A 25,283-nucleotide genomic window follows, 5' to 3' on the forward strand; every position below is an offset into this window, starting at 1 on the left:
GGATCAATCGCTGCAACCGCTGTTGACCTACAACAAATTTGCTCGAATGCACTCCGCGCGGGACTGGAGATGATCCGGCAATCGCGCCGCTACCGTCCGAATTTGGCAACGGCGAAATCCAAGAAGCTCCTGAGTTTAGCCGTTACGCGGCGGTCGTGAGCGTAGATCACATTGAGTGGCCGCGTCGGCGGATGATAGGCCGACAAGATCCCAACCAATTCGCCGCTTGCCAGTGCCTTAGTCACCACTTCGCTCGGCTGCAGCAAGACGCCCACCCCAGCTACCGCCGCACTAAGCAGGGGCTCGCCATGATCGGCCATCACGCGGCCCGATATCGGAACCACAATCCGTCCATCCGGGCCGTCGAACGTCCAGTGCGTTCGCAACTCAGTGTGGGAAAAGCCAAGACATTCGTGCTGTTGAAGATCAAGCGGGTGCGTGATGGCTGAATGTGCCTGCAGGTATGCAGGGGCGGCACACAGGACCAGCCTATAGGGAGCCAAGGCTCTGGCGATGAGGCCGCTGTCGGCAAGTTCGCCGGTTCGAAAGACCGCATCATATCCCTCGTCAACAACGTCGACCGCTCGATTGGAAAGCGTCAATTCGATTGAAATCTGCGGATGGGCCTTCAGATATTCCGGCAGACAAGGACTTAGGCTGTGCATGCCGAAGCTGACCGGAGCGTTGATTCTCAGCCTGCCGGTCGGAACCGACTTTGTCTCTTCAGCTAGCCCCTCTGCCGTTTCAACTTGGGCGAGGATGTGCTTGGCCCGCTCATAATAGCCACGTCCGAAGTCAGTCATACTCTGCCGACGTGTGGTGCGGTTTAGAAGGCGCACCCCAAGATGGTCCTCCAGCGCGCGAACGTGCTTCCCGACCAGTTGCGGCGAGGTCGACAGGGCTTCCGCCGCCGCTGAAAAGGACCCGAGTTCCACAGCCTTCACGAATAGGGTCATGCTGGCGAAACGGTCCATTTTAGCCAATTCGTTTCAAGTGTTGTTCGCTGATGCCGATTTATCTCGATTGCGTTTCATATGGAAGTGCAATCGCCGGCCCGATAGGAAATACCCTATGGCCGTTCGCGCGGGACAAATGCTGCTTTAAGGAAGCGAAATGCCAATGTTTAAGAGCAATTCCGACAAGGTTCCCGAGCACATCTACGCCTCGGCAGCATCTTGTTTGAACGGTCGGCTGGATCGTCGCGAATTTCTGGCATTGGCAAGTGCGTTCGGCGCATCGGCGCCTCTGGCCTACGGGCTGATCGGTGCATCGTTGACGCCGGCACTGGCGGCGGTGCCCAAGCGCGGTGGGACCCTAAAGGTAGCGATGTTCGTCAAAGACCCGAAGGACCCGCGGACAGCGGACTGGTCGGAGATTGCAAATGCTGAACGCCAGACGCTCGAGCCGCTCGTCAAGTATACCGCCGACTACACTTTCGAAGGCCGCCTGCTCGAATCCTGGGAGGTCAACGACAATGCGACGCAGTTTGTCCTCCATTGCAGGCACGGCGCCACCTGGAACAATGGCGACCCGTTTACGGTCGATGATGTTGTCTTCAATCTGCGACGTTGGTGTGAGCGGGATGCTGCCGGCAACTCCATGGCCGGGCGGATGGGCACGCTCATCGATCAATCAACCGGCAAGTTGCGCGAGACGGCCATCGAACGCCTCGATGACATGACCCTGCGGATCACACTTCCACAGCCGGACATTACGTTCATTCCTACTCTGGCCGACTATCCGGCCCTGCTGGTTCACAAAAGCTTCGACGAAAAAGGCGCGACCTTTAGCGCATGCCCAATCGGAACCGGACCGTTCGAGTTGGTTTCCTACGATGTTGGCGTCCGCGTCGTTTTGAAACGTCGTACAAATGGAAAATGGTGGGGCGGGGAACCGCACCTCGATGGCATCGAGTTCATTGATTACGGGTCCGACCCGAACGCAACCTTGGGAGCGTTCGAAGCCAACGAGATCCACACGAATTACGAATCGCCGGTAGACCAGATGGCAGCCTTGGATGGACTTGGGCTGGTAAAAGGTGAGGCGGCGACCGCGGGCACGTTGTTGGCCCGGATGAATGTCACCAACAAACCCTTTGACGATCAGCGGGTGCGCAACGCGCTGCAGTTGGCCGTGGATAACAAGGTTGTGCTTGATCTTGGCTATAGCGGCGCCGGCGATGTGGCGCACAACCACCATGTCTCTCCAATTCATCCCGAGTACGTCGAGCTGCCCCTGGTCGGGCGTGACATCGACAAGGCCGGCCGGTTGCTTCAGGAGGCCGGCCGCGCGGACTTCGAGTTCGAGCTCATCACGGCCGACGAGGACTTTCACCGGAATTCGGGCGACGCTATCGCCGCTCAGTTGCGTGAAGCGAAGATCAAGATCAAGCGCACCGTCCTGCCGGGATCAACCTTTTGGAATGATTGGACGAAGTACCCGTTTTCGATGACGACCTGGAACATGCGGCCACTCGGCGTCCAGGTCCTTGCCGTCGCATATCGGACGGGCGAGGCCTGGAACGAATCGGCGTGGTCAAATCCCGAATTCGACGCCAAGCTCAATGCCGCACTTGCCATTCCCGATGCCGAGAAGCGCAAGGCTCTGATGAAGGACATCGAGGCTATGCTGCAGGATGCCGGCATTCTGATCCAGCCCTACTGGCGAAAGCTGTACAAGCACTGGGTCCCAGCCCTCAAGGGTGTCCGGGTCCATCCGACGCAGGAACACGAATACTTCGATGCCTGGCTGGATGAAGGCTGAACCCGGAACCAGCTGTCATGCAAAGCGAAATGCGATCGATCGTCATGAGCCGCTACGGCGGTCCGGAGGTCCTTGAGTGGAAGACCGTTCCGGTCGTTTCGCTACGCGCCTCGGAGATCAGGATCAGGACCATCGCCGCCGCAGTCAATCACACCGACCTCGAGATAAGGGCGGGCAACTGGCCTATCCGCAAGCCAGAGCCTTTTCCATACGTGCCCGGCGTGGAAGTCGTAGGCGAGGTGGTTGAGGCGGGGTCTTCCGCGGGTCGTGCACTTGTTGGCCAGCAGGTCATCACGATGATGCAGGGCCTCGGCGGGGTCCGGGCCGATCGGCCAGGGGGTTATGCCGAGTTCGTGACGGTCGATGCCAGTGCGGCAGGTCAACTACCCGCCGGCACGGATCCGCTGGCTATTGCGGCGATTGGGCTAGCCGGCGTCACCGCCCACGAGGGCTTGCAACGCCTCGGACCGCTCGATGGACGGCACGTCATGGTCACCGGCGCGGCAGGCGGCGTGGGCTCGGCGGCGGTTTCGCTTGCCAGTGCGCTCGGCGCACATGTGCTGGGCCTCGTCTCGCGGCCGGAGCAGGCCGATTACGTTCGCGCGCTGGGAGCCGAACGGGTCTTGGCTTCGAAGGCCGGTGAACTGTCTCTGGTCGAGCCGCAAAGCCTCGACGGCGTTTTCGATACGGTGGGCGCAGCCGTGTTTGAAACATCGGTCTCCGCCCTGAAACCTGGCGGGACGATGTCCCTTGTTGGCGCGGTAGGGGGTAGTGATGTCCGGTTCGATCTCTGGAACCTGATCCGGCCGGTATCGCTGACTGGCTATTCAACAGAGAACCTTGACGGGACGGCACTTGAAGCCGCCATCGCAACGCTGGCGCACCTTCTCGCCCAACGAGCTATGCGGACACCAGAATGGACAACGATGCGGATCTCTGAGGCTTCCCTTGCACATGCCGCGCTCGAACAGGGGGGAGGCAAGGGGCGTATCCTGCTGGTGCCTTAAACCCTGCCGATACCGACGCGGCGATTGGCAGCTTTTGGCGCATCCATGACCTCCAGGCACTGTCGCCGGCGTGTCCGCTTTAAGGTAAGTGGCAGAGCCAGCTTCAATGGCCAATTTGCGGCGCAAAGCTGACGTCGCAGCTGACATGCTCTCGCTGTGGTGCCGTCCCACTCCGCTCTCGCCGCTCCACCCCCTACCCCACCTCCGCAAACAGCCAATCCCTGAACGCCTTCACCTTCCTCTGCCGGATCGCCTCCGGCGGGTACACCACATAAAAACTCGAAACCGCCTTCAGCGCGTGGTCGAAGGGCCGCACCAGTCGGCCCGTCGCGAGGTCGGCCGAGACCAGCATGGTGCGGCCAAGCACCACGCCTTCGCCTTGCACGGCCGACTCGACCGCGAAGGTGGCGGAATCGAACGTCAGGCCGCTGCTGGGGTCGACGCCTTCGACGCCGGCGCTGGCCAGCCATGCCGCCCAGTCGATGCGGTAGCCGTCGCGGATCAGCGTGTGGTGTTTGAGATCCTGCGGCGTCCGTAGCGGATGCGGCCCTTCCAGCAGCCGCGGGCTGCAGACCGGAAACACCTCCTCGCCGGTGAGGAATTCCGACGTCAGCCCGGGATAGTTGCCGCCGCCATAGCGGATGGCGATGTCGATGCCGTCGCCGAGGAAATTGGTGAGCTTGCCTGACGTCGAGACGCGCACATCGATGTCGCCATGCGCGCGGTGAAAACGGTAGAGCCGGGGCTCCAGCCATTTGCCGGCGAAACCGTCCGAGGTGCTGACGTTCAGGCTCGTGTTGGAATGGCGCGATGTCGCCGCTTGCGTCGCCACCGTCAGCTGGTCGAGCATCTCGCGCACCGCCCGCGCATAGGGCTCGCCGACCGGGGTGAGGCGCACCGAGCGCGTCGCGCGCTCGAACAGCTGCACGCCGAGCTGCTCCTCCAGATGCTTTACCGCCCGGCTGATGGCGCCATGGGTGAGGTTGAGCTCGTCCGCCGCCCTGGAGAAATTCAGGTGCCGGGCCGCGGCCTCGAAGGCCGGCAATGCGTTGAGCGGAGGCAGCTTGCGGGGCATCGGTGAGCGCCGGGCATTTGTGAGTGTTGGTAACAAATACTTGCCAAATTTTGGTTTGTCCATTGGGCTTTTGCCAGTCACAAATCCTCACAAGATTTGTGATCAAACCTCACCGCAGGAGCATGATATGGCTACAGTCCATCCTTTCCTCTGGTACACCGGCAATGCCGAGCAAGCCCGCGACTTCTATCTCTCGGTGTTCAAGAACGGCCGCGCGCTGGAGACGGTGACCTTCACCGACCACGTCGGCGGCACCGGCGTGCCGCACGCGATCTTCGACTTCGGGCTCGAAGGGCTGCGGCTGACGGCGCTCAACGCCGGCGGGATGCCGCCCTTCAACGAGCGGATGTCGCTCTACATCGAAACCAGGGACCAGGCCGAGACCGACTATTACTACCAGGCGCTGACAGCGGGCGGCGGCTCGGAAAAGCCCTGCGGCTGGCTGCAGGACAAGTTCGGCGTCTACTGGCAGGTCATTCCGGAAGCCGCGATCCGACTGATGAACGATCCGGATCGCGACAAGGCGCATCGCGCCCGCCAGGCGATGTATTCGATGAAGAAGATCATCCTCGCCGATCTCGAAGCCGCGCACGCCAGCCGTCCGTAAGTCAAACCTGACATTCCCGAAAAACAGGAGGTATCAATGGCACCGCTCAAGGGACAAAAGATTGTTGTCGTCGGCGGCAGTTCCGGCATCGGCCTCGGCGTGGCGAAAGCCGCACTCGAAGGCGGCGCGGAGGTAGTGATCGTCGGCCGCTCGCCGCAGAAGCTGCAGGCAGCGGAAAAGAGGCTGGGCGGCCGCGTGAAGGGCATTGGGGCCGACATGATCAAGGAGGCGGACATCGCCAAGCTGTTCGACGAGGTCGGCGCCTTCGATCATCTGGTATCGACCGCTGGCACGCCGCCGCCGAACTATCCAATCGGCGACACCGACATGGAGTTCGTGCGCGGCTTTGTGGACAACAAGCTGATCGGCGCGGTGATGCTGGCCAAGCACGCGGTGCGCGGTTTGAAGAAGGGCGGCTCGATGATTTTCACCTCGGGTATCAACAAGGACCGGCCGCCGGTGCCGGGCGGCTCGGTGGTCTCGGCGATCGCCGGCTCGTTCAGCTATTTCGCCCGCGCGCTGGCGCAGGAGCTGGCGCCCACCCGAGTCAACATCGTCTCGCCCGGCTGGGTCGACACGCCGATGTGGGATGAACTCGTCGGCGAGGCCAAATCCGGCTACTTCGCCGCCATGGCCGGGCGGGTGCCGGCAGGCAAGGTGGCGGCGCCGGCGGATGTCGCGCCTGCGTATCTCTATCTGATGGAAGCCGAATTCATGACCGGCGAGACCATCCATATCGATGGCGGGCAGCGGTTGGTGTGACGGGCAAGGGGCGGGGCAAGTCGCATGGGCGTTCCCCCACTCCGTCTCGGCTTCGCCGAGCCACCTCTACCCCCACATTCGTGGGGGAGAGGAAATGCTAACCGCCGGAGTCGCGACCTCGAAAAACTTGGGTTCCCTCGCCCCCAAAAAGCTTGGGTTTCCTCTACCCCCATGTACATGGGGGTAGAGGTGGCTCGGCGAAGCCGAGACGGAGTGGGGGGCTGGCGCCGACCTCTGCTATTGCCGCCGGCAAACCTAAATGCCAGCCCTACGGATATTTCGCCGGCTTTGGCGCGTAGATCTGCGGATCGAAGTCCAGGTCCTTCGGCAGCGGCAGGCTCGAGCACTGCAGATGCACCTGGCGGGCAAGCAGCCTTCGCTGCTGCTGCTGGTGTTCCTTGGCTGCCGCGACGAGGCCCATGCTGTAGGGCCCAAGCAGCACGCCGAAGCCCCATCCCGGCTGCCCCTTCTCGCGTGCATCGTAATTCATGGCATCGGTGCGGGCCTGCTGGCATTCCGGCGTCGCCCATTTCGGGTCCTGCGGCGACAGCGATGCGCCGTACTGGACCGGAGAACTCACGCATCCCGCCACTGTCGCGGTCAACGCGACGACCACTGCAATCCTCATCGGCAAGTCCCTCCTAATGTAGGGCGGCGACTACAGGATGATTCGAGCCGCAAAAAGGCAGCTTCGGCGTGCGGATTTCGCACGGCTCAGCCCAAAAGGTTGCGCGCCGTGCGCATGAAGATTTTCGAGCCGATCGGGATCAGGTCGTCGGGAAAATCATAGTCCGGATTGTGCAGCGAAGGGGTGCGCTCGCCGGCGCCGAGGAAGAACATCGCCGACTTCGCCTTGTGGCCGAAAATGCCGAAATCTTCCGAAGCGCGCATCGGCAGGGCTTCCTCGCTGCGCGCGACCCCTTCCTCGTCCAGCGCGCGGTTGAGATGCTCCACCGCGTCCGGCGCATTGACGCTGGCGACGAAGATCTCGTGGTAGTCGCAGCGGACGGTCAGGCGGTGCTCTACCGCGATCCTGGCGGCCAGCACTTCAGCCGCCGCGACCAGTTCCGCCATGCGCTCGTCGCGCCTTGTGCGCAGCGTCGCCCACACCTCGGCGTGGGCGGGCGCGATGCCGAACACGGCCTCGCCCATCGTCGCATGGGTGACGGTCACCATGCTGAAATCGTCATCGGCAAAGGTGCCGCGCCCAAGCGCCGGCAGCGCCGGCATCAGCTGGCTGATCGCCGGCATCGGCGACACCCCGGTTTCCGGCATGGAGGAATGCGCGGTCTTGCCCTCCAGCACGATGCGCATGCCGCGCGAGGCGCAGTTGACCACGCCGGGTTTCAGCCGCACCTCGCCGAACGGCACGCCCGGCAGATTGTGCAGCGAGAAGGCGAAATCCGGCGCGATCTCGGCAAAGCGCGGATCGGCGACGACGCCGGCCGCGCCATTGCCGGTCTCCTCCGCCGGCTGGAACATCAAGACGACACGGCCACGCGCCGGCCTTTCGCGCCCGAGCTGGCGGCCGAGTGCGGCGAGGATCGCGGTATGCCCGTCATGGCCGCACATATGCGATTTTCCCGGCACCTGCGAGGCATGGTCGACGCCCGAAAGCTCCTCGATCGGCAGCGCGTCGAGCTCCGAGCGGAACAGCACTGTCGGCCCTGCGTTGCCGCTGTCATAGACCGCCGCGACACCGTGGCCGCCGAGGCCGGTCAGCACCTTGTCCGGACCGGTATCGGCGAGGAAGGCGACGACTTCCCTGGCCGTCTTTTCCTCTTCGTTCGAGATTTCCGGCTGCTGGTGCAGCTTGCGCCGCCACGCCGTCAGCTCGACGATGTCTCGATTGGTCAGGGTCATGGTCTGGGCTCCGCTTGGCTTGCCGGTCACACAAACACGATAGGGTTTTTCTCGCGCCGTGCCATGCCGATCAATTCCGCTAGTCCATCCGTATGTCATCGTTGCGCTGTGGTTATCAATCTCATCTCCGACATCCTGCGGCCGCTCCTGACGAGTATGACGCACACGCCTGTGCCAAACCGTAGATATCAGCGACAATAACCAAATCCAGCCGAGGAGCGGTTTCCGGGAACACAATGGCCAGGCGGTTTGCGTTTCTTTTGGTTCGCGACTTCACGCTATCGCCGCTGTCGCTGTTCATCGACACGCTGCGGCTCGCCGGCGATGAGGGCGATCGCAGCCGCAGGATCGAGTTCGACTGGGAGATCGTCGGCGAACGCGGCCTGCCGATCCGGGCGAGCTGCGGCGTCGAACTTTTGCCGACCAAGGCGATGGGCAATCCGGAGGAGTTCGACAATGTCGTCGTGGTCGGGGGCCTGCTCGACACCAACCGCAGCCTGAGCTCCGAAAAAGAGGCCTTCCTGTTGCGCGCCGCCGGAAAGGGCGTGCCGCTGACGGCACTCTGCACCGGCAGCTTCGTGCTCGCGCGCTACGGCCTGCTCGACGGCTACAGCGCCGCTGTGAGTTGGTTCCACATCAAGGATTTCCGCAACCAGTTCCCTGACGTGAACGCCCATGCCGACAGCCTGTTTTCCGTCGACCGCGGCCGCTCGACCTGCGCCGGCGGCACCGGTGCGGCCGACCTTGCCGGCCATTTCGTCTCGCAGTTCATCGGCCGCAAGGCGGCGGAAAAAGCCGCCAAGATCCTGGTGCTCGACCGCATCCGCTCGAGCCGCGACGTGCAGCCCGTCGGCGACCTCTTTCCCGCGGCGTCGAGCCGCGCCGTGAAGCGGGCCATGCTGCTGATGGAAAGCAACCTCCAGGAGACGCTGTCGGTCGCCGAGATCGCGAGCCGGCTGAATTTATCGCGGCGCCAGCTCGAGCGGCTGTTCGGCGCCGAGCTCGGCATCGGCCCGATGGCGGCCTATCTTGCGCTGCGCGTGCATCAAGCGAAGTCGCTGCTGGAAGGGAGCGACTTGGCAATCGGCGACATCGCCTACCGCTGCGGCTTTCTCAATGCCGGCCATTTCAGCCGCGTCTTCCGCCAGCAGACCGGCATCACGCCGACCCATCTCAGGCATCCCGGCCGAATGTCCGGTGTCTCTGCCGGTAGCAGCGGCCCATAGGCGCATGTTCAGAACTATGCCGCGTCAGATTCCAGATGCGATCCCAGCACCGGTATGATAATATCATACCAACTCTGATAGGAGCACAACCATGTCCGCAACTGAAAAACGCACCTTCAGTTTGCCGGCCGAGCAGGCCGCTTTTATCGACCAGCTCGTTCAGTCGGGCACATACGCGACCAGCAGTGAAGTGATCCGCGCCGGTCTTCGCGCATTGCAGGAACGCGACGCCGCCGTGGAGCGCTGGCTGCGCGAGGAGGTCGTGCCGACCTATGACAGGTGGAAGGCAGACCCCTCCCAGGCCATCCCGGCCGACCAGGTTTTTGACAGCATCCGCGCTCATCACGCCCGCCTCAAGGGGGACGTGTGAAGCGCCGGCATGTTGTCTTTTTGCCGGAAGCCCAGGCGGACCTGATATGGATATACGATGCGGTCGCTCATGCGTCCGGCAACCTCACTGCCATTCGCTACATCGAGCGGATCGAGCGATTTTGCCTGGGTCTTGACTACGCATCGGAACGTGGAACCCGAAGGGATGACGTGCGGCCGGGGCTTCGCATCGTTGGTTTCGAACGGCGACTGACTGTGGCCTTCGCCATAAGCGACGATCAGGTGGTGATTCTCCGGGTGTTTTACGGTGGCGCCAACTGGGAGGACCATCTGGCTCCTATCGCTCCGTGAACGCCCGCGCGAACGAATCCAGCATCGGCCGCGCCAGATATTCGAAGAAGGTCCGGTCGCCGGTGCTGATAAACGCCTCGACCGGCGTTCCCGGGTAAAGCTGCCCGGCCTTCACCCCCTGCGGCAGCGTGTCGGTGATCTTCAGCCTGGCGCGGAAATACGCCTCGTGCGTGGTTTCATCGATCAGCCGGTCGGCGGAGATTTGGGTCACCGTCGCCGGGACTTCAGGGGTGAGGCGCGCGTTGAGGGCCGACAGTCTGAGTTTCGCCGGCTGGCCGACGCGAACCAGATCCACGTCCCTCGGCCGCAGCTTCGCGTCGACGATGAGGCCTGACGCGGTGGGCAGGATCTCCATGATCTTCTGCCCCGGCGCAATCACGCTGCCTTGGGAATTATACGTCGACGACACCACGATGCCGGCTGCCGGCGCCTTGATCGTCGTGCGCCCCAGCACCGCCTCGGCCGCCGTGATCTGTTCGCCGATGTCGGCCAGCTTGGTGCGGACCTCGTCGAGCTTGGTCAGCGCGTCCTCGACACGTTGCGTGGTCGCGCGCTCGACCTGCGCCTGGGCTTCGACGATCTGCGTCTTGGTCGCCGCAAGGTCCGCCTCCAGCGCGCCGGCCTGGCCGACCAGATCGGCCTCGCTGCGCAGAAGCTGCGAATATTCGCTGCGGTTGGTGAGGCCCTTGTCGAGCAGGCTGGCCTTGATGCCGAGCTCCTTCTTCACGATGCCGGCCTGTTGCTGAATGGCCAGTTTCTGCGCGTCCAGGCCCAGTGCCGACTCGTGATGCATGGCGACGCGCTGCGCCAGGATCGACTGCTCGGACCGGAACCGGGCGAGCCTGGCGTCGAACTCCTTTTGTTGTTCGCGCACCAGATTGTCGAAATCGCTCTGGAACGGCGCGGGGGCTGCATCGGTGATTGGCGCCAGCCTGTCCGATCCGTCGCGCTCCGCTTCCAGCCGCGCGGCACTTGCCCTCAGCGTGATCGACTGTCTGGTCAGCCGGTTGAGGTCGGCCTCGGCCGCCGTGCGGTCGAGGAGGACCAGCGGCTGGCTTTGTTGCACGCGGTCGCCCTCATGCACCAGCAACTGCTCGATGATGCCGCCTTCGGGGTGCTGGATGAGGATGTTGCCGCCGGTCGCCGAGATCGTGCCGGACGTGATCACCGCGCCGGAGAGCGGAGCGCTCGCCGCCCAATAGCCGAAGCAGCCGGCGAAAAGCGCTATGGCCGCGTAGCCAACAACGGCCGTGCGCCGGAAGTCGGTGCGCGGTCGGCTTTCGAAGGCAAGGCTCTGCTGCATCATTGTCTATGATCCGAAGCGGACGCTGTGCGGGCGCGCGGTCGGCACGAACGAGCCTGTCACCACCGCGCTCCCGGCAACGCTCTTGCCGGTCGCCGATTGCCGCAGCACCTCGCTCGCGGGGCCGAAGGCTTCGATCGCGCCGTTGCGCAGCACTATCACGCGGTCGCAGGCCGCCGCGATCGACGGGCGATGCGTGATCACCAGCACCGTGACGCCGGCGCCGCGCGCGGCCGACAGCATCACCTCGAGCGCCGTTTCGCCACTGCCGTCGAGATGGGCGTTGGGCTCGTCCAATATCAGCATGCGTGGATTGCCGTAGAAGGCACGCGCCAGCCCGATCCGCTGGCGCTCGCCGCCCGACAGCACGGTGTGCGACGGGCCGATCATGGTCTGGTAGCCATCGCGCAGCGTAAGCACCAGTCCATGTGCCTCGGCATGCCTGGCCGCTTCGACGATCGCTGCGTCATCGGCAGCGGAGTCGAAGCGGGCGACGTTTTGCGCGATCGATCCGGGGAAAAGCTCCACCTCCTGCGGGAGATAGCCGATATGCCTTCCAAGCTGGGTTTCGTCCCAGCTCCTCAGGTCGGCGCCGTCGATCCTGACCGCGCCGCCGGTCGGCTGCAGTGCCCCGACAAGCAGTTTCGCCAGCGTCGATTTGCCGGCGCCGCTCGGGCCGACGATCGCCACCGCCTCGCCGGCGCCGATGGCAAAACTCAGTCGCTTGAGGATGGGCTCCGTGCCGAAAGCCGCATTCGGCGCGATGAAGAACAGATCCTGCACCGAAATCGTACCGGACGGATCGGGCAGGACGAGTTTGCGCGCTTGCGCCGGTTGCGCCGCAAGTGCGGTGTTCAGACGCTTCCAGCATCGCCTGGCGTCGACGATCTGCCGCCAGGATCCGATCAGCTGGTCGAGCGGCTGCAGGGCGCGCGACGAAACCAGCGAGGACGCGAAGATCATGCCGGCGGTCATCTGCCCTTGTAGAACCAGCCACGCGCCGGCGCCGAGGATCGCCAGCTGCAGCATCATGCGCAGCGACCGCGATGTCGCGCTGAAGATCGCGTTGGCGCTTCCGGAACGGTCGTGCAGGGTCAGCGCTTCGGCCACGTGCTGCCCCCAAACCGCGGCGGCATTTTGCACCATACCCATGGCGCGCAACGTGTCCGTGTTGCGGGCAAAGGCCTGCTCCGCCTGGCTGGCCACGGCAGAGCGTTCCGCCGACATGGCATCGTTCCTGCCGATGGCAGACTGGTTGGCCACGACGAGGAGAAACAGAAGCACGGCGCCGGCGAGCGTCAGCCAGAACAGGACGGGATGGATGAAATAGAGCAAGGCGAGGAAGACGGGAGCAAACGGCAGGTCGAACAGCACCGCCACGCCGCGTGACCTGATGAAGGCGCAGGCCGTGGCAAGGTCGTTCAGCGGCGACAGCGCGCTGCCGGCATATCTGGCGCCAAGCGAGGCAGAAAATGTCTGCGCACCGAGCTTCTGGTCGACGGTAGCCGCAATACGCTGCGCATAAATGGCGCGGACCGCATCCAGCAGGCCGAGGAAGGCGAGTGCGACGACCGCCATGGCCGAGAGATAAATCAGCGTCTCGACGCTGGAGGAAGGCAGCACCCGGTCATAGACCTGCAGCAGATAGAGCGGGATCACCAGGAGCAGGATGTTGATCAGCAACGAGAAGACGCCGATATCGGCGATGGCGCGCAGGAAGACCGGGCGCAGGCCGGGCCGGATGGCCGCATCCCTGAGCGGCGTGCGGTCCCGCGACATCTAGACCGCGTGCTCGCCTGTTGCGCTCAGATGGCTTTGCTGCACATCGTCCAGCGTGTAGGCGCGGATATAGTCGATCTTCATCTGGGCGGGCGTCGCCAGATGGTCGGGCGGCGCGCCGGCTTGACCGCCGACCGCAAGGTCGACCAGCATATACATGGGCTTGTTCATATCGGACGGCGTCGCCGCTTCCGAGACCTGGACGCCATCATAAGTCCAGACCAGCTTGTCTGGCGTCCACAACAGGCCATAGGTGTGATAGCCGTCGGTGTTCGAGACATTCACCGTCGACCCGACCGTGGTGTGCTGCCCCGTCTCATTCGTGTGCGCGGTCATCAGAAGCTGGTTCGGGTTCTGGCCATACATTTCCACGACGTCCAGCTCCGGCGGCCATGAGCCGTCTTCCGGCAACAGCCAGAAAGCCGGCCAGGCCCCGGTGTTTTCGGGCAGGTCGGCCCGCATTTCGAAATAGCCATAGGTCTGCGAGAAGGAGTCGTGTGTGGTCAGGAGCCCGGAGGTGTATTCGTAGTTGTTGATCAGCGGCTTGATGTCCGCCGGCGTCTGCGCCGCGGTGATGGTGAGAACGCCGCTTGCCACACTGAACGGATGGACCGAGCTCGTTGGCGCGTAATTGGCGTCGATATACCACTGCAGCTCGTTGTTCTGGGTCAACGTGCTGCCGTTCGGCGCGCCCCACCAGAAGTTGGAATCCCAGGTGCCGCTCTGGCCGTTCCACAGGCTCAGCGTGTTGAAATCGTCGTTGAAAGACAGTGTCATGCCTGTCTTGTCGATCGGCAGCTCGAACTGGGCGGGCTGAAACTTGTCGATCGTGGTGTTGTTGAACACCAGCACCTCGCTCGAGCCGAGGTTGAGCTGCACGTTCGATCCCAGCTGGACCATATTGGCCTGGACGGCCTCGAACGAAGTGAAGGCGTAGCCGTTGAGGCGCACGGTGTCGGTTGCGTCGAAATCGGAGATCAGGTCGCTGCCGTTGCCCTTGGTGACGATGAAGGTGTCGGCGCCGGCGCCGCCGATCAGCACGTCATTGCCTTTGCCGCCGTCCAGCGTCTGGCTGCCGGAGCCGCCCGTGATGATGTTGTCCAGCGCATTGCCGAAGGCGTAGTGACCACTGCCGGTGACGACGAGGTTTTCGAAATTGGCGGGCAGCTTGTAGCTCATCCAGGTGTCGATCGTGTCGACGCCCGCGCCGTAGGTCTCGACCGCTTTGTTGATCGTCGAATAGAGATGGTAATAATCGTCGCCCGCGCCGCCATACATGGTGACCTTGACGCTGGTGTCGCCCCAGAAGGAATCGTTGCCCGAGGTGCCGTAGAGGTAAGGCGCGCCTCCGGCCGCGGAGAACCAGTGGGTGGAAGCGCCGGTGTAGGGAAGGGCAATCCCCTTGGCGTTCAGGACGGTGGTCATTCGGACACTCCTTGCACGTGGCGCCTTGGTCACTCGACAACCTTCGAGCGGTCACTTCGGATCAACTTTTAGATTAATCCACGGCTCCTGGGAATCATCCTATAGTACACGAGGAAGATAGTCACTCAGTCAGACCGAATATAATAAGATGATCCTAACACAATTTTAAGGAGAGACTTTGCGAATTTTAATAAATATTGTGAAAGTTGTGCCAAAATATTAGGCAGAGTGTCAATGATGCAGGCATTCCGTCGCGCCGTGGCTGCACGTCCGAAGCGGCGGCTCGAAATCGCGGGACGGATGGCTGCAAGCAAACGGCCGAAAAAATTTGACAGGCTGTGTCGGACCGGATGAAGTTCACCCGTCCTTGGGGCATCGACCAGCGAAACCACAAAGGATACCGAAGACATGCCAAGCACCGTACGTTTGCACCGCGTTTTGACGACCAGCCCGGAGAAGGTCTACCGTGCCTTCACTGAAGCCGATGCACTGGCGAAATGGCTTCCGCCGAACGGCTTCACCTGCTCGGTGCACAGCTTAGAGGCGAAAGTCGGCGGCACCTTCAAAATGTCGTTCCGCAACTTCACCACGGGCGGCAGCCACGCCTTCGGCGGCGAGTATCTCGAACTCGTTCCCGGCGAGCGCCTGCGCTACACCGACAGGTTCGACGATCCCAACCTGCCCGGCGAGATCGTGGTGACCGTGACCTTGAAGAAAGTGTCGGTCGGCACGGAACTCGATATCACGCAGGCGGGCATTCCGGACGCCATTCCGGCCGAGGCGTGCTATCTCGGCTGGCAGGAGTCGCTCAGGAACCTGGCAAAGCTCGTGGAACCCGAGATCAATCAGTAGAGCCACCCACCCCATCGCAATCGGCGGCGGCGCGGCCCAGCCCGCGCCGCGACAATGCCGAGCCGAGCTCTCATCGCCTCACGGCCCGCTGCAGATCGGCAGCGGCTGCGGCGGCGGTGGCGGGTTGTCCTTCTTGTATTGCGCGATGATCGGCTCGAGGCGCTGGCGCGGCCAGAATTTCGGCTTGCCGATCGCCTTCAGGCAGGACGCGTTCCAGTAGGTGCCGGATTTGCCAACGGCGGCTATGTCGCGCGATTCGGGATAAATGTAGAGCGTCGTCGGATTGCCCTTCACCATCGAAATGATCTGCTCCGCATCGGCCGGCGACCAGCTGGTGCAGCCATTGCTGCGGCCACCGGCGTAATCGACCAGCTTGCCGTAGGGCACAAAGCCGTCATGGTCGGCGTAGGAACTGTTGGACTTCTTGCGCAGGCACATGCCGCGCAAGAGCCGCGCCGCATGGCCGCCGATCACACGCTGCCTGGCATTCGCCGTCTCACCCTCGCCGTCGAACTGGATAAAGGTGCGTTGCAGAATCTGATCCTGCTTCGCGCCGACGCGATAGAAACCCTTGAATGACGTCTTTGCCTCGCTGGTCATATAGGCGCCGCCCATCGTCAAGGACGAGTCCAGGGCATTGCCGAAGTTTTTCGCACAGCGTTTCCCGTTGGAGAAATCGACGACGCCCTTCAGATTGCGGCCCCCGCCATGCCCTGACGAAATCGCGCGAAACGACTGTTTGGCTTCGCAGATGACGTAGTAGCGCCGCCCCAACGCACCGCCGCCAAGATCGCCGGGACGCGTGGCGTCCATGGCGAAATAGCAGCCATTGTGGACAGCGCCCTGCGACACCTTCTTCTGATAAAGCGCGCGCGCCCGTTCCAGCACCACTTGAGAGATTTCGCCGTCGCCATCGCCGACATGGGCCTGCAACCAATCCGGTATACCGGAGGGCGCGGCAAACGACCGGGCCGACACCGTGATCGCGATGACAGCTACGGCAAGGATGCCGAGGACAAAGACAGCCAGAGATTTCAACCGCAACCCTCCCGCCCGAACCGTTCTGCGATTCTCAGAAACAATCATAATTCGTCGCGCGCCGATCGGCGAAACACATCTTGTTCAGAACCGCCTACATAGGCGATGAGGCCAGGCTGCCCAAAGCGCCCGCAATCACAGCGCCAAACTGCCCTGCTCCGCCTCCGCGGCATTAGGGTCGCCGGGCGCCGTTGCCCAGGCGAGTTCGACCAGCGTCACCGTGCGGCGGCCGGTGCCGTCGAGCTGGCAGACGATGAGACCCTGCTCCTCGATATAGGTGAGCAGGCGCCTGGCGCGGCGCAGCGAATGCGAACCGTAGGCGCGCGCGATCGCCGCGTCGCTCGGGCACGGCCAGCCTTCCTTGGCGGCGCGCGCAATCATCATGAACACGCCTTGCATGTCCTCGGGCAGCAGCGAAGCGCGGACGGAAACATCCTGCCAGGCGTCATCGCCTACCATATCAGCGCCGAGCCCGGCGCGGGCGCGTGTCAGCATGCGGCGGAATTCGGAGAGGTCCGGCACCACCGAAGCAAGCCCTTCGATGCGGCAGCGGACCACGAATTCTTGGTACAGCACGCCGATGACGCGAAAACCCGCGTCGGGCTGCGCCAGGATGGCGCGCAGGACACGGTCCACCCGCTCTCGCCGCTCGGCCAGATCCTCGGCGCTCACCGCCGGCTCCGTCGGTTCGGGGCGAATTTCCATCGCCGCCGACTTCGCCGCCATCAGCTGGTCGAGCAGGTCCGGCGACGCCACCCGGCGCGGTGCGCGCATCGTCTCGGGCGGCGGCGCTGCCAGGATGATCGCGCGGGCGTCCTCAAGCGCTGATTCCGGCATCGCCATCAGCCGCGGCGTCCCGTTGCGCGGGCTTGTCTCGGTCTGGCCGATGCGCACGCCGAGCGGACGGCGCGACAGGGCCGGCCCGAGCGCCATGAAGTGCCCCCGCTCCAGGTCACGGAACGCCTCGGCTTGCCGCCGCTCCATGCCCAGAAGATCGGCGGCGCGCGCCATGTCGATGTCGAGAAAGGTGCGGCCCATGAGGAAATTGGACGCCTCCGCCGCGACATTCTTGGCAAGCTTGGCCAGCCGCTGAGTGGCGATGATGCCGGCAAGGCCGCGCTTGCGGCCCCGGCACATCAGATTGGTCATGGCGCCGAGCGAGAGTTTGCGCGCTTCGTCGGACACCTCGCCGGCCACCGCGGGCGCAAACAATTGCGCCTCGTCGACCACCACCAGCATCGGATACCAATGCTCGCGGGCGACTTCGAAGAGGCCGCCGAGAAAGGCGGCGGCGCGACGCATCTGGTTCTCGGCGTCGAGCCCTTCAAGATTGAGCACGGTGGAGACGCGGTGGATGCGCGCCCGCTCGCCGGCCGCCTGCAGGCCACGCTCCGTATGCTCCTCGGCATCGATCACCAGATGGCCGTAATGGTCGCCCAGCGAGACGAAATCGCCTTCGGGATCAATGATGGTCTGCTGTACCCAGGGCGCGCTCTGCTCCAAGAGCCGGCGCAAAAGATGCGATTTGCCGGAGCCGGAATTGCCCTGCACCAGAAGGCGCGTCGCCAGCAGCTCCTCAAGGTCGAGCGCCGCCGGCGCACCCGCCGTCGTCTGTCCCATCTCGATGGCTACGGTCATGTCACGACTCTCCTTGAGGAGAGGGCTTATCAACCTGACCGCAAGCCGTCGAGCGCGCCGAGGCAACAGGCCCGGTGTTCCACACCTATGCTGCCAAAGCGCCACACTTGGCCGGCCTGGTCGGTTGAAAAGCTGGCTAGACCGGCTTCACCGGCGGCAAAAGCGGCGCATCCAGCCCGTCAAAGGGATCGCGCCAGGCGTCGATGGCCTCGAGCCTGCGATACCAGCCCAAGACGGAGGGATAGTCGCCCAGCGGCAGGCCGGCGACATCGTTGAAGGGCAGGAACGTCGCCATGCGAAAATCGGCATAGGAAAGTGAGCTGCCGACCAGCCACTGCCGTTGGGACAGCTCGGCCTCGAGAACCCCTGCCGCCCTGCGGAACTCGTCCGTTCCCTCCTCGACCTTGCCCTGGTCGATCGGGCCAATCCCGTAGCGCTGCTTGGTGCCGCGCTCGAAATGCACGGTGTCGCAGGCCAGGACGAAATTCTCCTTGCCCCAGCTCAGCCAGCGGATCATGTCGGGTTGGTCGTCGCCATTGCGCCAGAAATCCGAACCCGCCTCGCGCGACAGCAGGCAGGCTATGGCGTCGGCTTCCCAGAGGCTGCCGCCCGGCCATGCCAATGTCGGCAGGGTAAGATTAGGATTGAGCGGTCGGAACCGCTCGGCCTGCCCCGGCGCCATGGGTGCCGCGAACTCAAACTCGACATTGACCCTGAGATGACGCGCCGTTGCAACCGCGAGGCGCGGATTGGGATTGCGGCTGAAGTACAGTTTCATGTTCGGGCTGGTTCCTAGACGCTGTTGGCTCGACCTTATCAAACACGCAAACGTGCCCCCTCCGCAATCTGGTCGGACCACGATTCCGCTGGCGGAAATCGCCGTTCGGCGTATCATTCCTGCGGGATAGGGTTCTTGGCAGGAGGAAGCCAATGAACGTTGCAGCAAGCGTACCTGTCATCGATCTGACAGCTCAAAATCTTGTTTCCTCTGCGCTTTCCAAATTCCGCGCCGGCGATACCGTCTCGACCAGGGCGGCGCTCGACGCCATCCGCCGCATGAATCCGGCCTGTGTCGACAGCGACGACGATCTGGTCGAACTGATCGTGATGGCGGCAATTGGTAAGACCATGGCGGTCGTGTTCGACCACCGCAAGCAGTGACGCTGGAACGAAACGAGCATTGCGCCGTTTCTGACGTCTTCAAGCTCGAGCAATTCCAGGAAAAGTGTGAGCGGTTTTCCCGGGAAAAGCGCGTAGCGCTTTCCCTTGGGAATTGCGTCAAAACAAAGAGTTGTGTTCCAGGAGTAGCGTCAATGCGCGATGAACAATTCGACGTTCCCGTGACCATCGAAAGCGAAGGCAGCGGCCTGACCGTTACCGGAACGGTCCAGGCAACCTCCCTGCTGGTCGACGGATGGCCTGGCCGGACGAAGAGCGTGGGCCAAAATACCGCTCCGCGTTGAAAGCGATGATGGATGCGATGGAGCAGCGCCGAGCGGTTGGCACGGCGCTGCCGCGCCTTCACCGCCGCAGCCCGGGAAGCAAACATGTTCGTGCGCGAAGGCCGGCAGTAGCCTCCTGAAGGCGCGGAGCGCGCCTCAGCTCCCCAGGGGATGCGGCATGTAGCCGACGAAGCCGGCAATCTTCCAGCGCCCCGCCACTTTCCTGCAGAAATACAGCGTCTGCCACTTCAGCCGGTCGACGCTGCCGTCGGCCTTGGTCACCGAACCGTTGAACTTCTTGTGCAGCACCGCGCGGTCACCATCGACATCGATGTCGCGCATGTTGGTGACGCGAAACAGGGCTTCGCGCAGCGGCTCGGCGAACTTGGTCGCCGCCGTCTCCTTGGCCTGGCGCAGCCACTCGTCGCGATAGACGCCAAGGCTCGGGAATTGCAGCCGCCAGGCGTCAGCGTCGCTCAGGAAATGCGCATGCATGCCGAAGAAACTCTCGGCGATGAAATCATCCTCGACCATCAACCAGTCCTGGCCGATGAAGGCGTCGATGTCGCGCCGCACCAGCATTTCCCAGAGCGCGTGACGATCGGCATCGCCTTCCGGAAACGGGTTCTTGTCGAAGGTCATTTAAAATCTCCTGTCGGGAAAATGCGAGGCGCAAGATGCTGGCCGGCCCCTGATAAAGCAACACGCATCTGGAAAAATCTTGCTTTCCCAAAAGCCCCCTATGAGGATCATGAGGAGAGGCGTAGAGCGGTCGGCTGAAATCGAACCGCAGGCGTGATCCGCCAAGTCTGAACAGGAGTTTTCCCTTGCCCAAGCAGTGTTTTGGAACATCGCATGTGCCGCTGTCGCCAGCGGTGCGCGCTGGCGATTTCGTCTATATCTCCGGTCAGGTACCGGTCGACGCCGACCGCATCGTGGTCAAGGGCGGCATTACCGAGCAGACCGAGCAGGTGCTGCAGAATGTGAAGGCAGCACTCGCGCTGGCCGGCTGCACCATGGACGACGTCGTCAAGACCACGGTCTGGCTCGAAGACGCGCGCGATTTCGGCGCCTTCAACACCGTCTACGCCAAACATTTTCCGAGCAACCCGCCGGCCCGCACCACGGTGGAATCGCGGCTGATGATCGACATCAAGATCGAGGTCGAAGCCGTCGCCTACCGGCCGGTTTGATCAGTAGATAAATACCAGCGGAGGCGCCGATGCAGTTCGATCTCCTGATCAAGGGCGGCCGCCTGATCGATCCGGCCTCCGGCCTGGACGCCGTGCGCGATGTAGCCATCGCCAATGGCCGCGTCGCGGCCATCGAGGCCGCCATCGATGCCGAGCGCGCCACGCAGGTCGTCGACGCCCGCGATTGCATCGTCACGCCCGGCCTCATCGATCTGCACAGCCATGTCTATTGGGGCGGCACCTCGCTTGGCGTCGATGCCGACCGCCTGGCGGCCAAGAGCGGCACCACGACCTTCATCGACGCCGGCAGCGCGGGTGCGGGCAATTTCCTCGGCTTTCGCCGCCATGTCATCGAGCGCTCGAAGGTGCGCATCCTGGCCTACGTCAACATCTCCTTTGCCGGCATATTCGGCTTTTCGCAGACGGTCTCGGTTGGCGAATGCAGCGATCTCAGGCTGTGCGAGCCGCGCGAGACGGTGGCGGCGGTGCGCGAGCACGCCGATGTCGTCGTCGGCGTCAAGGTCCGTTCCGGCAAGCATGCCGGCGGCACCAGCGGCATTGCGCCGGTGGACCTCGCGCTCGAGGCCGCCGACCAGGCCGGCCTGCCGCTGATGGCGCATATAGACGAGCCGCCGCCCGGCCGCTCCGAAGTGCTGCCGCGCCTGCGCAAGGGCGATATCCTCACCCACTGTTTCCGCCCGTTCCCCAACGCGCCGGTCTTCGCCTCCGGCGCCGTGCGGCCGGACATGTACCTGGCGCGCGAACGCGGCGTCATCTTCGACATCGGCCACGGCATGGGCTCGTTCGACTTCGAGGTGGCCAAAGCCATGCTGGCCGAAGGCCTGGCGCCCGACGTGATCTCGAGCGACGTCCATCTCTACTGCGTCGACGGTCCCGCCTTCGACATCCTCGTCTGCATGTCGAAGCTGATGGCGCTCGGCATGCCGCTGGTCGAGGTTTTGCACGCGGCGACGCAGCGCCCGGCCGAGGCGATCGCCAGGCCGGAGCTCGGCACGCTGAAAGTAGGCGGCGTCGGCGATGTCGCGGTGCTCAGGCTGCGCCCCGGCCGCTTCACCTTTGTCGATGCCGTCGGCGCAGCACTGATCGCCGATCAGCGGCTCACCTCCGACGGCATCGCCATTGGTGGTGTCTGGTGGCCGAACGAGGCCGGCGATTTCAATGAGACCGAGAGGTTCGAGCCGCATGCGCCGCATACGCATGTCGAGGTTGCGGCACGGCATTTCGGGCAGAGCTAATCTCCCCCCTCGAGGGGGAGATGGCCGGCAGGCCAGAGGGGGTCGGTTCGACCGGACGCGACCTGCTTGCGGCGGATGAAGGTCAGCGCTCCACGCGCGGCGACCCCCTCTGTCGCCTTCGGCGACATCTCCCCCTCAAGGGGGGAGATCAGCAGCGCCCCGAATTACTCACCGCCCCATAAACTGGCGTTTCAATCCCCTCCATCCGCGCTTTGATCTGCAGCGCCACATATTTCGAATAGAACCGCGACAGCGCAAGGTTGCCGCCGTGGAACCACAGCGCCTCCTGCGCCGTCGGCTTCCACATGTTGCGCAATTCGCCTTGCCACGGTCCGGGGTCGCCCTTGACACCGGAGCCGAGGCCCCAGCATGGCCCGACCTTGTCGGCGACCTCGCGCGAGACGATCGCCGCCACCGTCTCGTTCATCGAATGATAGCCGGTGCACGAGATGATCGCATCGACCGCCAACTCGCTGCCGTCGTCGAAGGCAATGCCGGTCGGCGTCAGCGATTTGATGCCGACGCCGCTTTTCACCTTGATCTCGCCGTTGATGATCAACTCGCAGGCGCCGACATCGATGTAGTAGCCGGAGCCGGTGCGGTAGGCCTTCATCAACAGCCCGGTCTCGTCGTCGCCGAAATCGATGGCGAAGCCTGAAGCGCGCAGCCGGTCGTAGAACGCCGCGTCGCGTTCCTTGATCACCTCGTAGAGGTCCCGCTGGCCCTCGGGCACCAGCGCGAATGGCGTCGAGGCGACGATCATGTCGGCCTTGTCGGTGGTGATGCCGCGCGCCAGGGCCTTCTCGGAAAAGATTTCGAAACCGACTTCCATCAGCGTGTCGGACTTCACCACCGTCGTCGGTGAACGCTGGATCATGGTGACGTCGGCGCCGCTCTCCCAGAGGTCGACGCTGACGTCATGGCCGGAGCTTGCCGCGCCGATGACCGCGACCTTTTTGCCGCGGAACTTCTCGCCGCTCGCATACTGGCTGGAATGCAAGAGCTCGCCTTTGAAAGTCTCGGCGCCGGGCAGCGCGATCTTCCGTGGCGGACCGTAGGCGCCGGTGGCAAAGACGACGTGCTTCGGCTTTAGCGTGATGTGTCGGCCGGCACGGTCAACCACCACCGTCCACACCTTCTCGGCCTCGTCATAGGAGGCGCTGACGCATTTGGTGGCAACCCAGTAGTTGAGCTCCATCACCCTGGTATACATCTCCAGCCAGTCGCCCATCTTGTCCTTGGGCGTGAACACCGGCCAGTTCTCGGGGAACGGAATGTAGGGAAGATGGTCGTACCAGACCGGATCGTGCAGCACGAGCGAGCGGTAGCGGTTGCGCCAGGAATCGCCGGGGCGCGCATTCTTCTCGATGATGATCGTGGGCACGCCGAGCTGCCTCAGCCGCGCGCCGAGCATGATGCCGCCCTGGCCGCCGCCGACGACCAGGCAATAGGGCTGCTCGGTGGCGCCGAGGTCGCGCGCCTCGCGTGCCCGCGCCTCCGCCCAGGTCTCCCGCGCCGGATCGGCCTTGTGACGAATACCGAGCGGCCGCGCCGGACCCTTTTGTTCCTCGAACCCCTTGAGCTCGCGCATCGCCGTGAACAATGTCCGGCAGCGGCCCTCCTTGAGGCGCAAAATCCCCTCGCCGCGCGCGACAGAGGTTTCGAACGTGAACCAGGCTTCGACGGTGCCTTCGTCCGACGTCGCTTCGCCAGATAAGGTCCAGTGTGACGGCTTCACCGTCGCCAGCGTTGCCTGCAGCATGTCGCGGATGGCGTCGCGGCCTTCCATGGTCGTGATGTTCCAGGTGAAGGCCAGCAGATCGCGCCAGTAGCAGTCGTCGACGAACAGGTTGGCGGCCGCCTCGATGTCGTCCGCTTCCAGCGCCCGCGCAAGGGCGGAAAGCCATGTCGCCGCCTGTTTCGATGGGGCCATGTCCAGCATCTTTTCTTCCCTTGTTTTGCGCTCTCATTGTTTCGAAAGACGGCGCCGCCGCAAGGGGGGGGCGATATCAAGACATCATTTCGGGCGCTGCTGTCGGCGGACTGTGGTGGGGGAGACCAGCGCCGAATGTCGGAATTGGGCTCCAGCTCGGCGCATTTCATCGCGCCCTCCTCACGCCCGGGCATGAAGCTGTCCTTGTTGGCTCAAGGAGAATTTGCATGCGTGGACATTGCTTATGTGGCGCTATTGCTTTTGAAGTCGACGGCCCGGCACAGGCATGCGTGAGCTGTCACTGTGAAAGTTGTCGGCGGCAATGTTCTGCACCGATGACCACCTACATTGGCGTCTTGGACAGCCAATGGAGATGGCTGGGCAAGCCACCGAAAATATTCAACTCTTCTCCCGGTGTGGAAAGAACATTTTGCGATCACTGTGGCTCGCCGCTGTCCTTCCGCTCAAAGAACATGTCCGGTGTCATGCATTTTTTTGCGGCAGCGATGGAGGAGCCGGAAAACTTTGCGCCTACGCTGCATGTAGCTTTTGAGGAGAAGCTCCCTTGGTTGAAACTCGCCGACGGCCTGCCGACACGTTTTGGGCCTGACTATACGAAAGGCTAGGGCAGGAGATCGGCGAGCGCGGGCTAGTTCAGCCGGCTTACGTTTCTCCTCCGGCGCGTAGACAAGGCCCGCATGGACGATCCATTCGCCGCTGCGCAACGCATCGACATCGAAGCGCCCATCAGGGACGCGCAGTGCAACGCCGACATAGCGATACCAGTGCCCGTTTGCATCGACGACCGTCTCTACAATGGGCTTGTCCGCGAGATGGCCGATGGTCGCTCCCTCGCTCCGCCCGATCCTCCCGGTCATTTTGAATGGATTGAGACTGTTGCGCATTGCGTCACCGATCGCGTTAGCGGCGATCAGGGGCGTCATCTCCGGATCAGCCGACTCGCATGACATAGTCCGCGACCGCATAGGAATTCGAGAGGACTGCGCGGCCTGATTTATAAACGCCTTATAGGAGCGGCGCGGCAGCGCGCGGGCTGGCGCGAAATCTTTATAGGAATTTTATATCTTTCCTCTCGGCCCCGTCTCGAACCTTTATGGCTGTCGGGTCCATATTCCATTGCGAGCAAAACGCTCCGGCCGTCGTGACCGATCGAGGTACGGCGGGTCGTTCTCATGGAATTTCTGGCTCGCCAGCAGCCGGCGCCAAATACAAGCAGAAGCAAGGACCAACACAATGGACATCGTCGTCATCGGGATCGAGGTTTTGTTTTTCGCTCTTTCCCTTGCCTACATCAAAGCCTGTGACGCTCTTTAAGCGAAGGATCACACCATGCTTGTCGATTACATTCTCGGTGGCGGCGTGACCTTGTTCCTGCTCGTCTACCTGACATACGCCCTCGTTCGCCCAGAACGCTTCTGA

The 25,283-nt window shown here is 63.2% G+C and carries 27 protein-coding genes; 15 read left to right on the plus strand and 12 right to left on the minus strand.

What is annotated here, in order from left to right:
- Positions 1 to 89 precede the first annotated feature (89 nt).
- Positions 90 to 974, minus strand: coding sequence for a LysR family transcriptional regulator (locus tag ACYHH6_RS32065; protein WP_352585825.1), 885 nt, complete (start codon positions 972 to 974; stop codon positions 90 to 92).
- Between the two features lie 139 nt (positions 975 to 1,113).
- Here ACYHH6_RS32065 and ACYHH6_RS32070 point away from each other — a divergent pair, with 139 nt between their 5' ends.
- Both ACYHH6_RS32070 and ACYHH6_RS32075 read left to right on the plus strand, forming a co-directional pair.
- Positions 1,114 to 2,763, plus strand: a complete 1,650-nt coding sequence (locus tag ACYHH6_RS32070; protein WP_352585823.1) for an ABC transporter substrate-binding protein — start codon at positions 1,114 to 1,116, stop codon at positions 2,761 to 2,763.
- A 17-nt stretch (positions 2,764 to 2,780) separates the two neighbouring features.
- Positions 2,781 to 3,770, plus strand: a complete 990-nt coding sequence (locus ACYHH6_RS32075; protein ID WP_352585822.1) for a quinone oxidoreductase family protein — start codon at positions 2,781 to 2,783, stop codon at positions 3,768 to 3,770.
- Positions 3,771 to 3,963: 193 nt separating this feature from the next.
- Here ACYHH6_RS32075 and ACYHH6_RS32080 read toward each other — a convergent pair whose 3' ends face one another.
- Positions 3,964 to 4,845, minus strand: a complete 882-nt coding sequence (locus ACYHH6_RS32080; RefSeq protein ID WP_352585820.1) for a transcriptional regulator GcvA — start codon at positions 4,843 to 4,845, stop codon at positions 3,964 to 3,966.
- Between the two features lie 127 nt (positions 4,846 to 4,972).
- Between ACYHH6_RS32080 and ACYHH6_RS32085 the strand changes: the two genes are divergently transcribed.
- Positions 4,973 to 5,452 (plus strand): VOC family protein, encoded by a 480-nt coding sequence (locus ACYHH6_RS32085; RefSeq protein ID WP_352585819.1) that lies wholly within the window; start codon positions 4,973 to 4,975, stop codon positions 5,450 to 5,452.
- A 36-nt stretch (positions 5,453 to 5,488) separates the two neighbouring features.
- Positions 5,489 to 6,214 (plus strand): SDR family oxidoreductase, encoded by a 726-nt coding sequence (locus tag ACYHH6_RS32090; protein ID WP_352585817.1) that lies wholly within the window; start codon positions 5,489 to 5,491, stop codon positions 6,212 to 6,214.
- A gap of 268 nt (positions 6,215 to 6,482) precedes the next feature.
- On the opposite strand, the gene ACYHH6_RS32095 is transcribed toward ACYHH6_RS32090, so the two are convergent.
- Both ACYHH6_RS32095 and ACYHH6_RS32100 read right to left on the minus strand, forming a co-directional pair.
- Positions 6,483 to 6,842 carry a protein kinase family protein gene (locus ACYHH6_RS32095; protein WP_352559620.1) on the minus strand — a complete coding sequence of 120 codons (360 nt, stop codon included), beginning with the start codon at positions 6,840 to 6,842 and terminating at the stop codon, positions 6,483 to 6,485.
- A gap of 86 nt (positions 6,843 to 6,928) precedes the next feature.
- Complete coding sequence (locus ACYHH6_RS32100; protein WP_352585815.1) at positions 6,929 to 8,077, minus strand: amidohydrolase; 1,149 nt, start codon at positions 8,075 to 8,077, stop codon at positions 6,929 to 6,931.
- Between the two features lie 236 nt (positions 8,078 to 8,313).
- Between ACYHH6_RS32100 and ACYHH6_RS32105 the strand changes: the two genes are divergently transcribed.
- The 3 genes from ACYHH6_RS32105 (at position 8,314) to ACYHH6_RS32115 (ending at position 9,984) form a co-directional block, all read left to right on the plus strand.
- On the plus strand, positions 8,314 to 9,303 hold the full coding sequence (locus tag ACYHH6_RS32105; RefSeq protein ID WP_352585813.1) for a GlxA family transcriptional regulator: 990 nt from the start codon (positions 8,314 to 8,316) through the stop codon (positions 9,301 to 9,303).
- Between the two features lie 91 nt (positions 9,304 to 9,394).
- Positions 9,395 to 9,673: a type II toxin-antitoxin system ParD family antitoxin gene (locus ACYHH6_RS32110; RefSeq protein WP_352585811.1), complete on the plus strand. Its 279-nt coding sequence runs from the start codon at positions 9,395 to 9,397 to the stop codon at positions 9,671 to 9,673.
- The gene (locus ACYHH6_RS32115; protein WP_352585809.1) at positions 9,670 to 9,984 is read left to right on the plus strand and encodes a type II toxin-antitoxin system RelE/ParE family toxin; all 315 of its coding nucleotides are present in this window, start codon (positions 9,670 to 9,672) and stop codon (positions 9,982 to 9,984) included. Before ACYHH6_RS32110 ends, ACYHH6_RS32115 begins: the two co-directional genes overlap by 4 nt.
- On the opposite strand, the gene ACYHH6_RS32120 is transcribed toward ACYHH6_RS32115, so the two are convergent.
- Genes ACYHH6_RS32120 through eglC form a run of 3 tightly spaced genes read right to left on the minus strand, consistent with a single transcriptional unit; the run spans position 9,971 to position 14,491 of the window.
- Positions 9,971 to 11,290, minus strand: a complete 1,320-nt coding sequence (locus ACYHH6_RS32120) for an HlyD family type I secretion periplasmic adaptor subunit (protein WP_352585808.1) — start codon at positions 11,288 to 11,290, stop codon at positions 9,971 to 9,973. The two genes, ACYHH6_RS32115 and ACYHH6_RS32120, sit on opposite strands and share 14 nt — an antisense overlap.
- Before the next feature lie 3 nt (positions 11,291 to 11,293).
- Positions 11,294 to 13,066, minus strand: coding sequence for a type I secretion system permease/ATPase (locus ACYHH6_RS32125; RefSeq protein ID WP_352585806.1), 1,773 nt, complete (start codon positions 13,064 to 13,066; stop codon positions 11,294 to 11,296).
- Positions 13,067 to 14,491, minus strand: a complete 1,425-nt coding sequence (gene eglC, locus ACYHH6_RS32130) for an endo-1,3-1,4-beta-glycanase EglC (protein ID WP_352585804.1) — start codon at positions 14,489 to 14,491, stop codon at positions 13,067 to 13,069. It abuts the gene before it with no gap.
- 408 nt (positions 14,492 to 14,899) lie between these two features.
- On the opposite strand from eglC, the gene ACYHH6_RS32135 reads away from it, so the two are divergent.
- A complete protein-coding gene (locus tag ACYHH6_RS32135; protein ID WP_352559626.1) occupies positions 14,900 to 15,343 on the plus strand; it encodes an SRPBCC family protein in 444 nt (147 codons plus the stop codon).
- 78 nt (positions 15,344 to 15,421) lie between these two features.
- On the opposite strand, the gene ACYHH6_RS32140 is transcribed toward ACYHH6_RS32135, so the two are convergent.
- The 3 genes from ACYHH6_RS32140 to ACYHH6_RS32150 form a co-directional block, all read right to left on the minus strand.
- Complete coding sequence (locus ACYHH6_RS32140; RefSeq protein ID WP_352585803.1) at positions 15,422 to 16,387, minus strand: hypothetical protein; 966 nt, start codon at positions 16,385 to 16,387, stop codon at positions 15,422 to 15,424.
- Positions 16,388 to 16,516: 129 nt separating this feature from the next.
- A complete protein-coding gene (locus ACYHH6_RS32145; protein WP_352585801.1) occupies positions 16,517 to 18,019 on the minus strand; it encodes a helicase HerA domain-containing protein in 1,503 nt (500 codons plus the stop codon).
- A 136-nt stretch (positions 18,020 to 18,155) separates the two neighbouring features.
- The gene (locus ACYHH6_RS32150) at positions 18,156 to 18,797 is read right to left on the minus strand and encodes a glutathione S-transferase family protein (protein ID WP_352585799.1); all 642 of its coding nucleotides are present in this window, start codon (positions 18,795 to 18,797) and stop codon (positions 18,156 to 18,158) included.
- Between the two features lie 152 nt (positions 18,798 to 18,949).
- Here ACYHH6_RS32150 and ACYHH6_RS32155 point away from each other — a divergent pair, with 152 nt between their 5' ends.
- Positions 18,950 to 19,180, plus strand: coding sequence for a hypothetical protein (locus ACYHH6_RS32155; protein ID WP_192259115.1), 231 nt, complete (start codon positions 18,950 to 18,952; stop codon positions 19,178 to 19,180).
- A gap of 152 nt (positions 19,181 to 19,332) precedes the next feature.
- On the plus strand, positions 19,333 to 19,482 hold the full coding sequence (locus ACYHH6_RS32160) for a hypothetical protein (RefSeq protein ID WP_352585797.1): 150 nt from the start codon (positions 19,333 to 19,335) through the stop codon (positions 19,480 to 19,482).
- A 135-nt stretch (positions 19,483 to 19,617) separates the two neighbouring features.
- On the opposite strand, the gene ACYHH6_RS32165 is transcribed toward ACYHH6_RS32160, so the two are convergent.
- Entirely contained in the window at positions 19,618 to 20,103 is a 486-nt protein-coding gene (locus tag ACYHH6_RS32165) for a hypothetical protein (protein WP_352585795.1), read from the minus strand.
- 185 nt (positions 20,104 to 20,288) lie between these two features.
- On the opposite strand from ACYHH6_RS32165, the gene ACYHH6_RS32170 reads away from it, so the two are divergent.
- Together ACYHH6_RS32170 and ACYHH6_RS32175 are read left to right on the plus strand one after the other, a co-directional pair.
- Complete coding sequence (locus ACYHH6_RS32170) at positions 20,289 to 20,654, plus strand: RidA family protein (RefSeq protein WP_112562601.1); 366 nt, start codon at positions 20,289 to 20,291, stop codon at positions 20,652 to 20,654.
- 29 nt (positions 20,655 to 20,683) lie between these two features.
- The gene (locus ACYHH6_RS32175; protein WP_352585793.1) at positions 20,684 to 21,910 is read left to right on the plus strand and encodes an amidohydrolase/deacetylase family metallohydrolase; all 1,227 of its coding nucleotides are present in this window, start codon (positions 20,684 to 20,686) and stop codon (positions 21,908 to 21,910) included.
- 148 nt (positions 21,911 to 22,058) lie between these two features.
- On the opposite strand, the gene ACYHH6_RS32180 is transcribed toward ACYHH6_RS32175, so the two are convergent.
- Positions 22,059 to 23,852 carry an NAD(P)-binding domain-containing protein gene (locus ACYHH6_RS32180; protein WP_352585791.1) on the minus strand — a complete coding sequence of 598 codons (1,794 nt, stop codon included), beginning with the start codon at positions 23,850 to 23,852 and terminating at the stop codon, positions 22,059 to 22,061.
- A 218-nt stretch (positions 23,853 to 24,070) separates the two neighbouring features.
- Here ACYHH6_RS32180 and ACYHH6_RS32185 point away from each other — a divergent pair, with 218 nt between their 5' ends.
- The 3 genes from ACYHH6_RS32185 to ACYHH6_RS32195 all read left to right on the plus strand — a co-directional run bounded on the left by ACYHH6_RS32185 (position 24,071) and on the right by ACYHH6_RS32195 (position 25,283).
- Positions 24,071 to 24,469: a GFA family protein gene (locus ACYHH6_RS32185; protein WP_488500506.1), complete on the plus strand. Its 399-nt coding sequence runs from the start codon at positions 24,071 to 24,073 to the stop codon at positions 24,467 to 24,469.
- 72 nt (positions 24,470 to 24,541) lie between these two features.
- Positions 24,542 to 24,811, plus strand: a complete 270-nt coding sequence (locus ACYHH6_RS32190; protein WP_352585787.1) for a hypothetical protein — start codon at positions 24,542 to 24,544, stop codon at positions 24,809 to 24,811.
- A 382-nt stretch (positions 24,812 to 25,193) separates the two neighbouring features.
- Positions 25,194 to 25,283 carry a K(+)-transporting ATPase subunit F gene (locus ACYHH6_RS32195; protein ID WP_023669708.1) on the plus strand — a complete coding sequence of 30 codons (90 nt, stop codon included), beginning with the start codon at positions 25,194 to 25,196 and terminating at the stop codon, positions 25,281 to 25,283.

Source organism: Mesorhizobium sp. P171375, assembly GCF_057786075.1.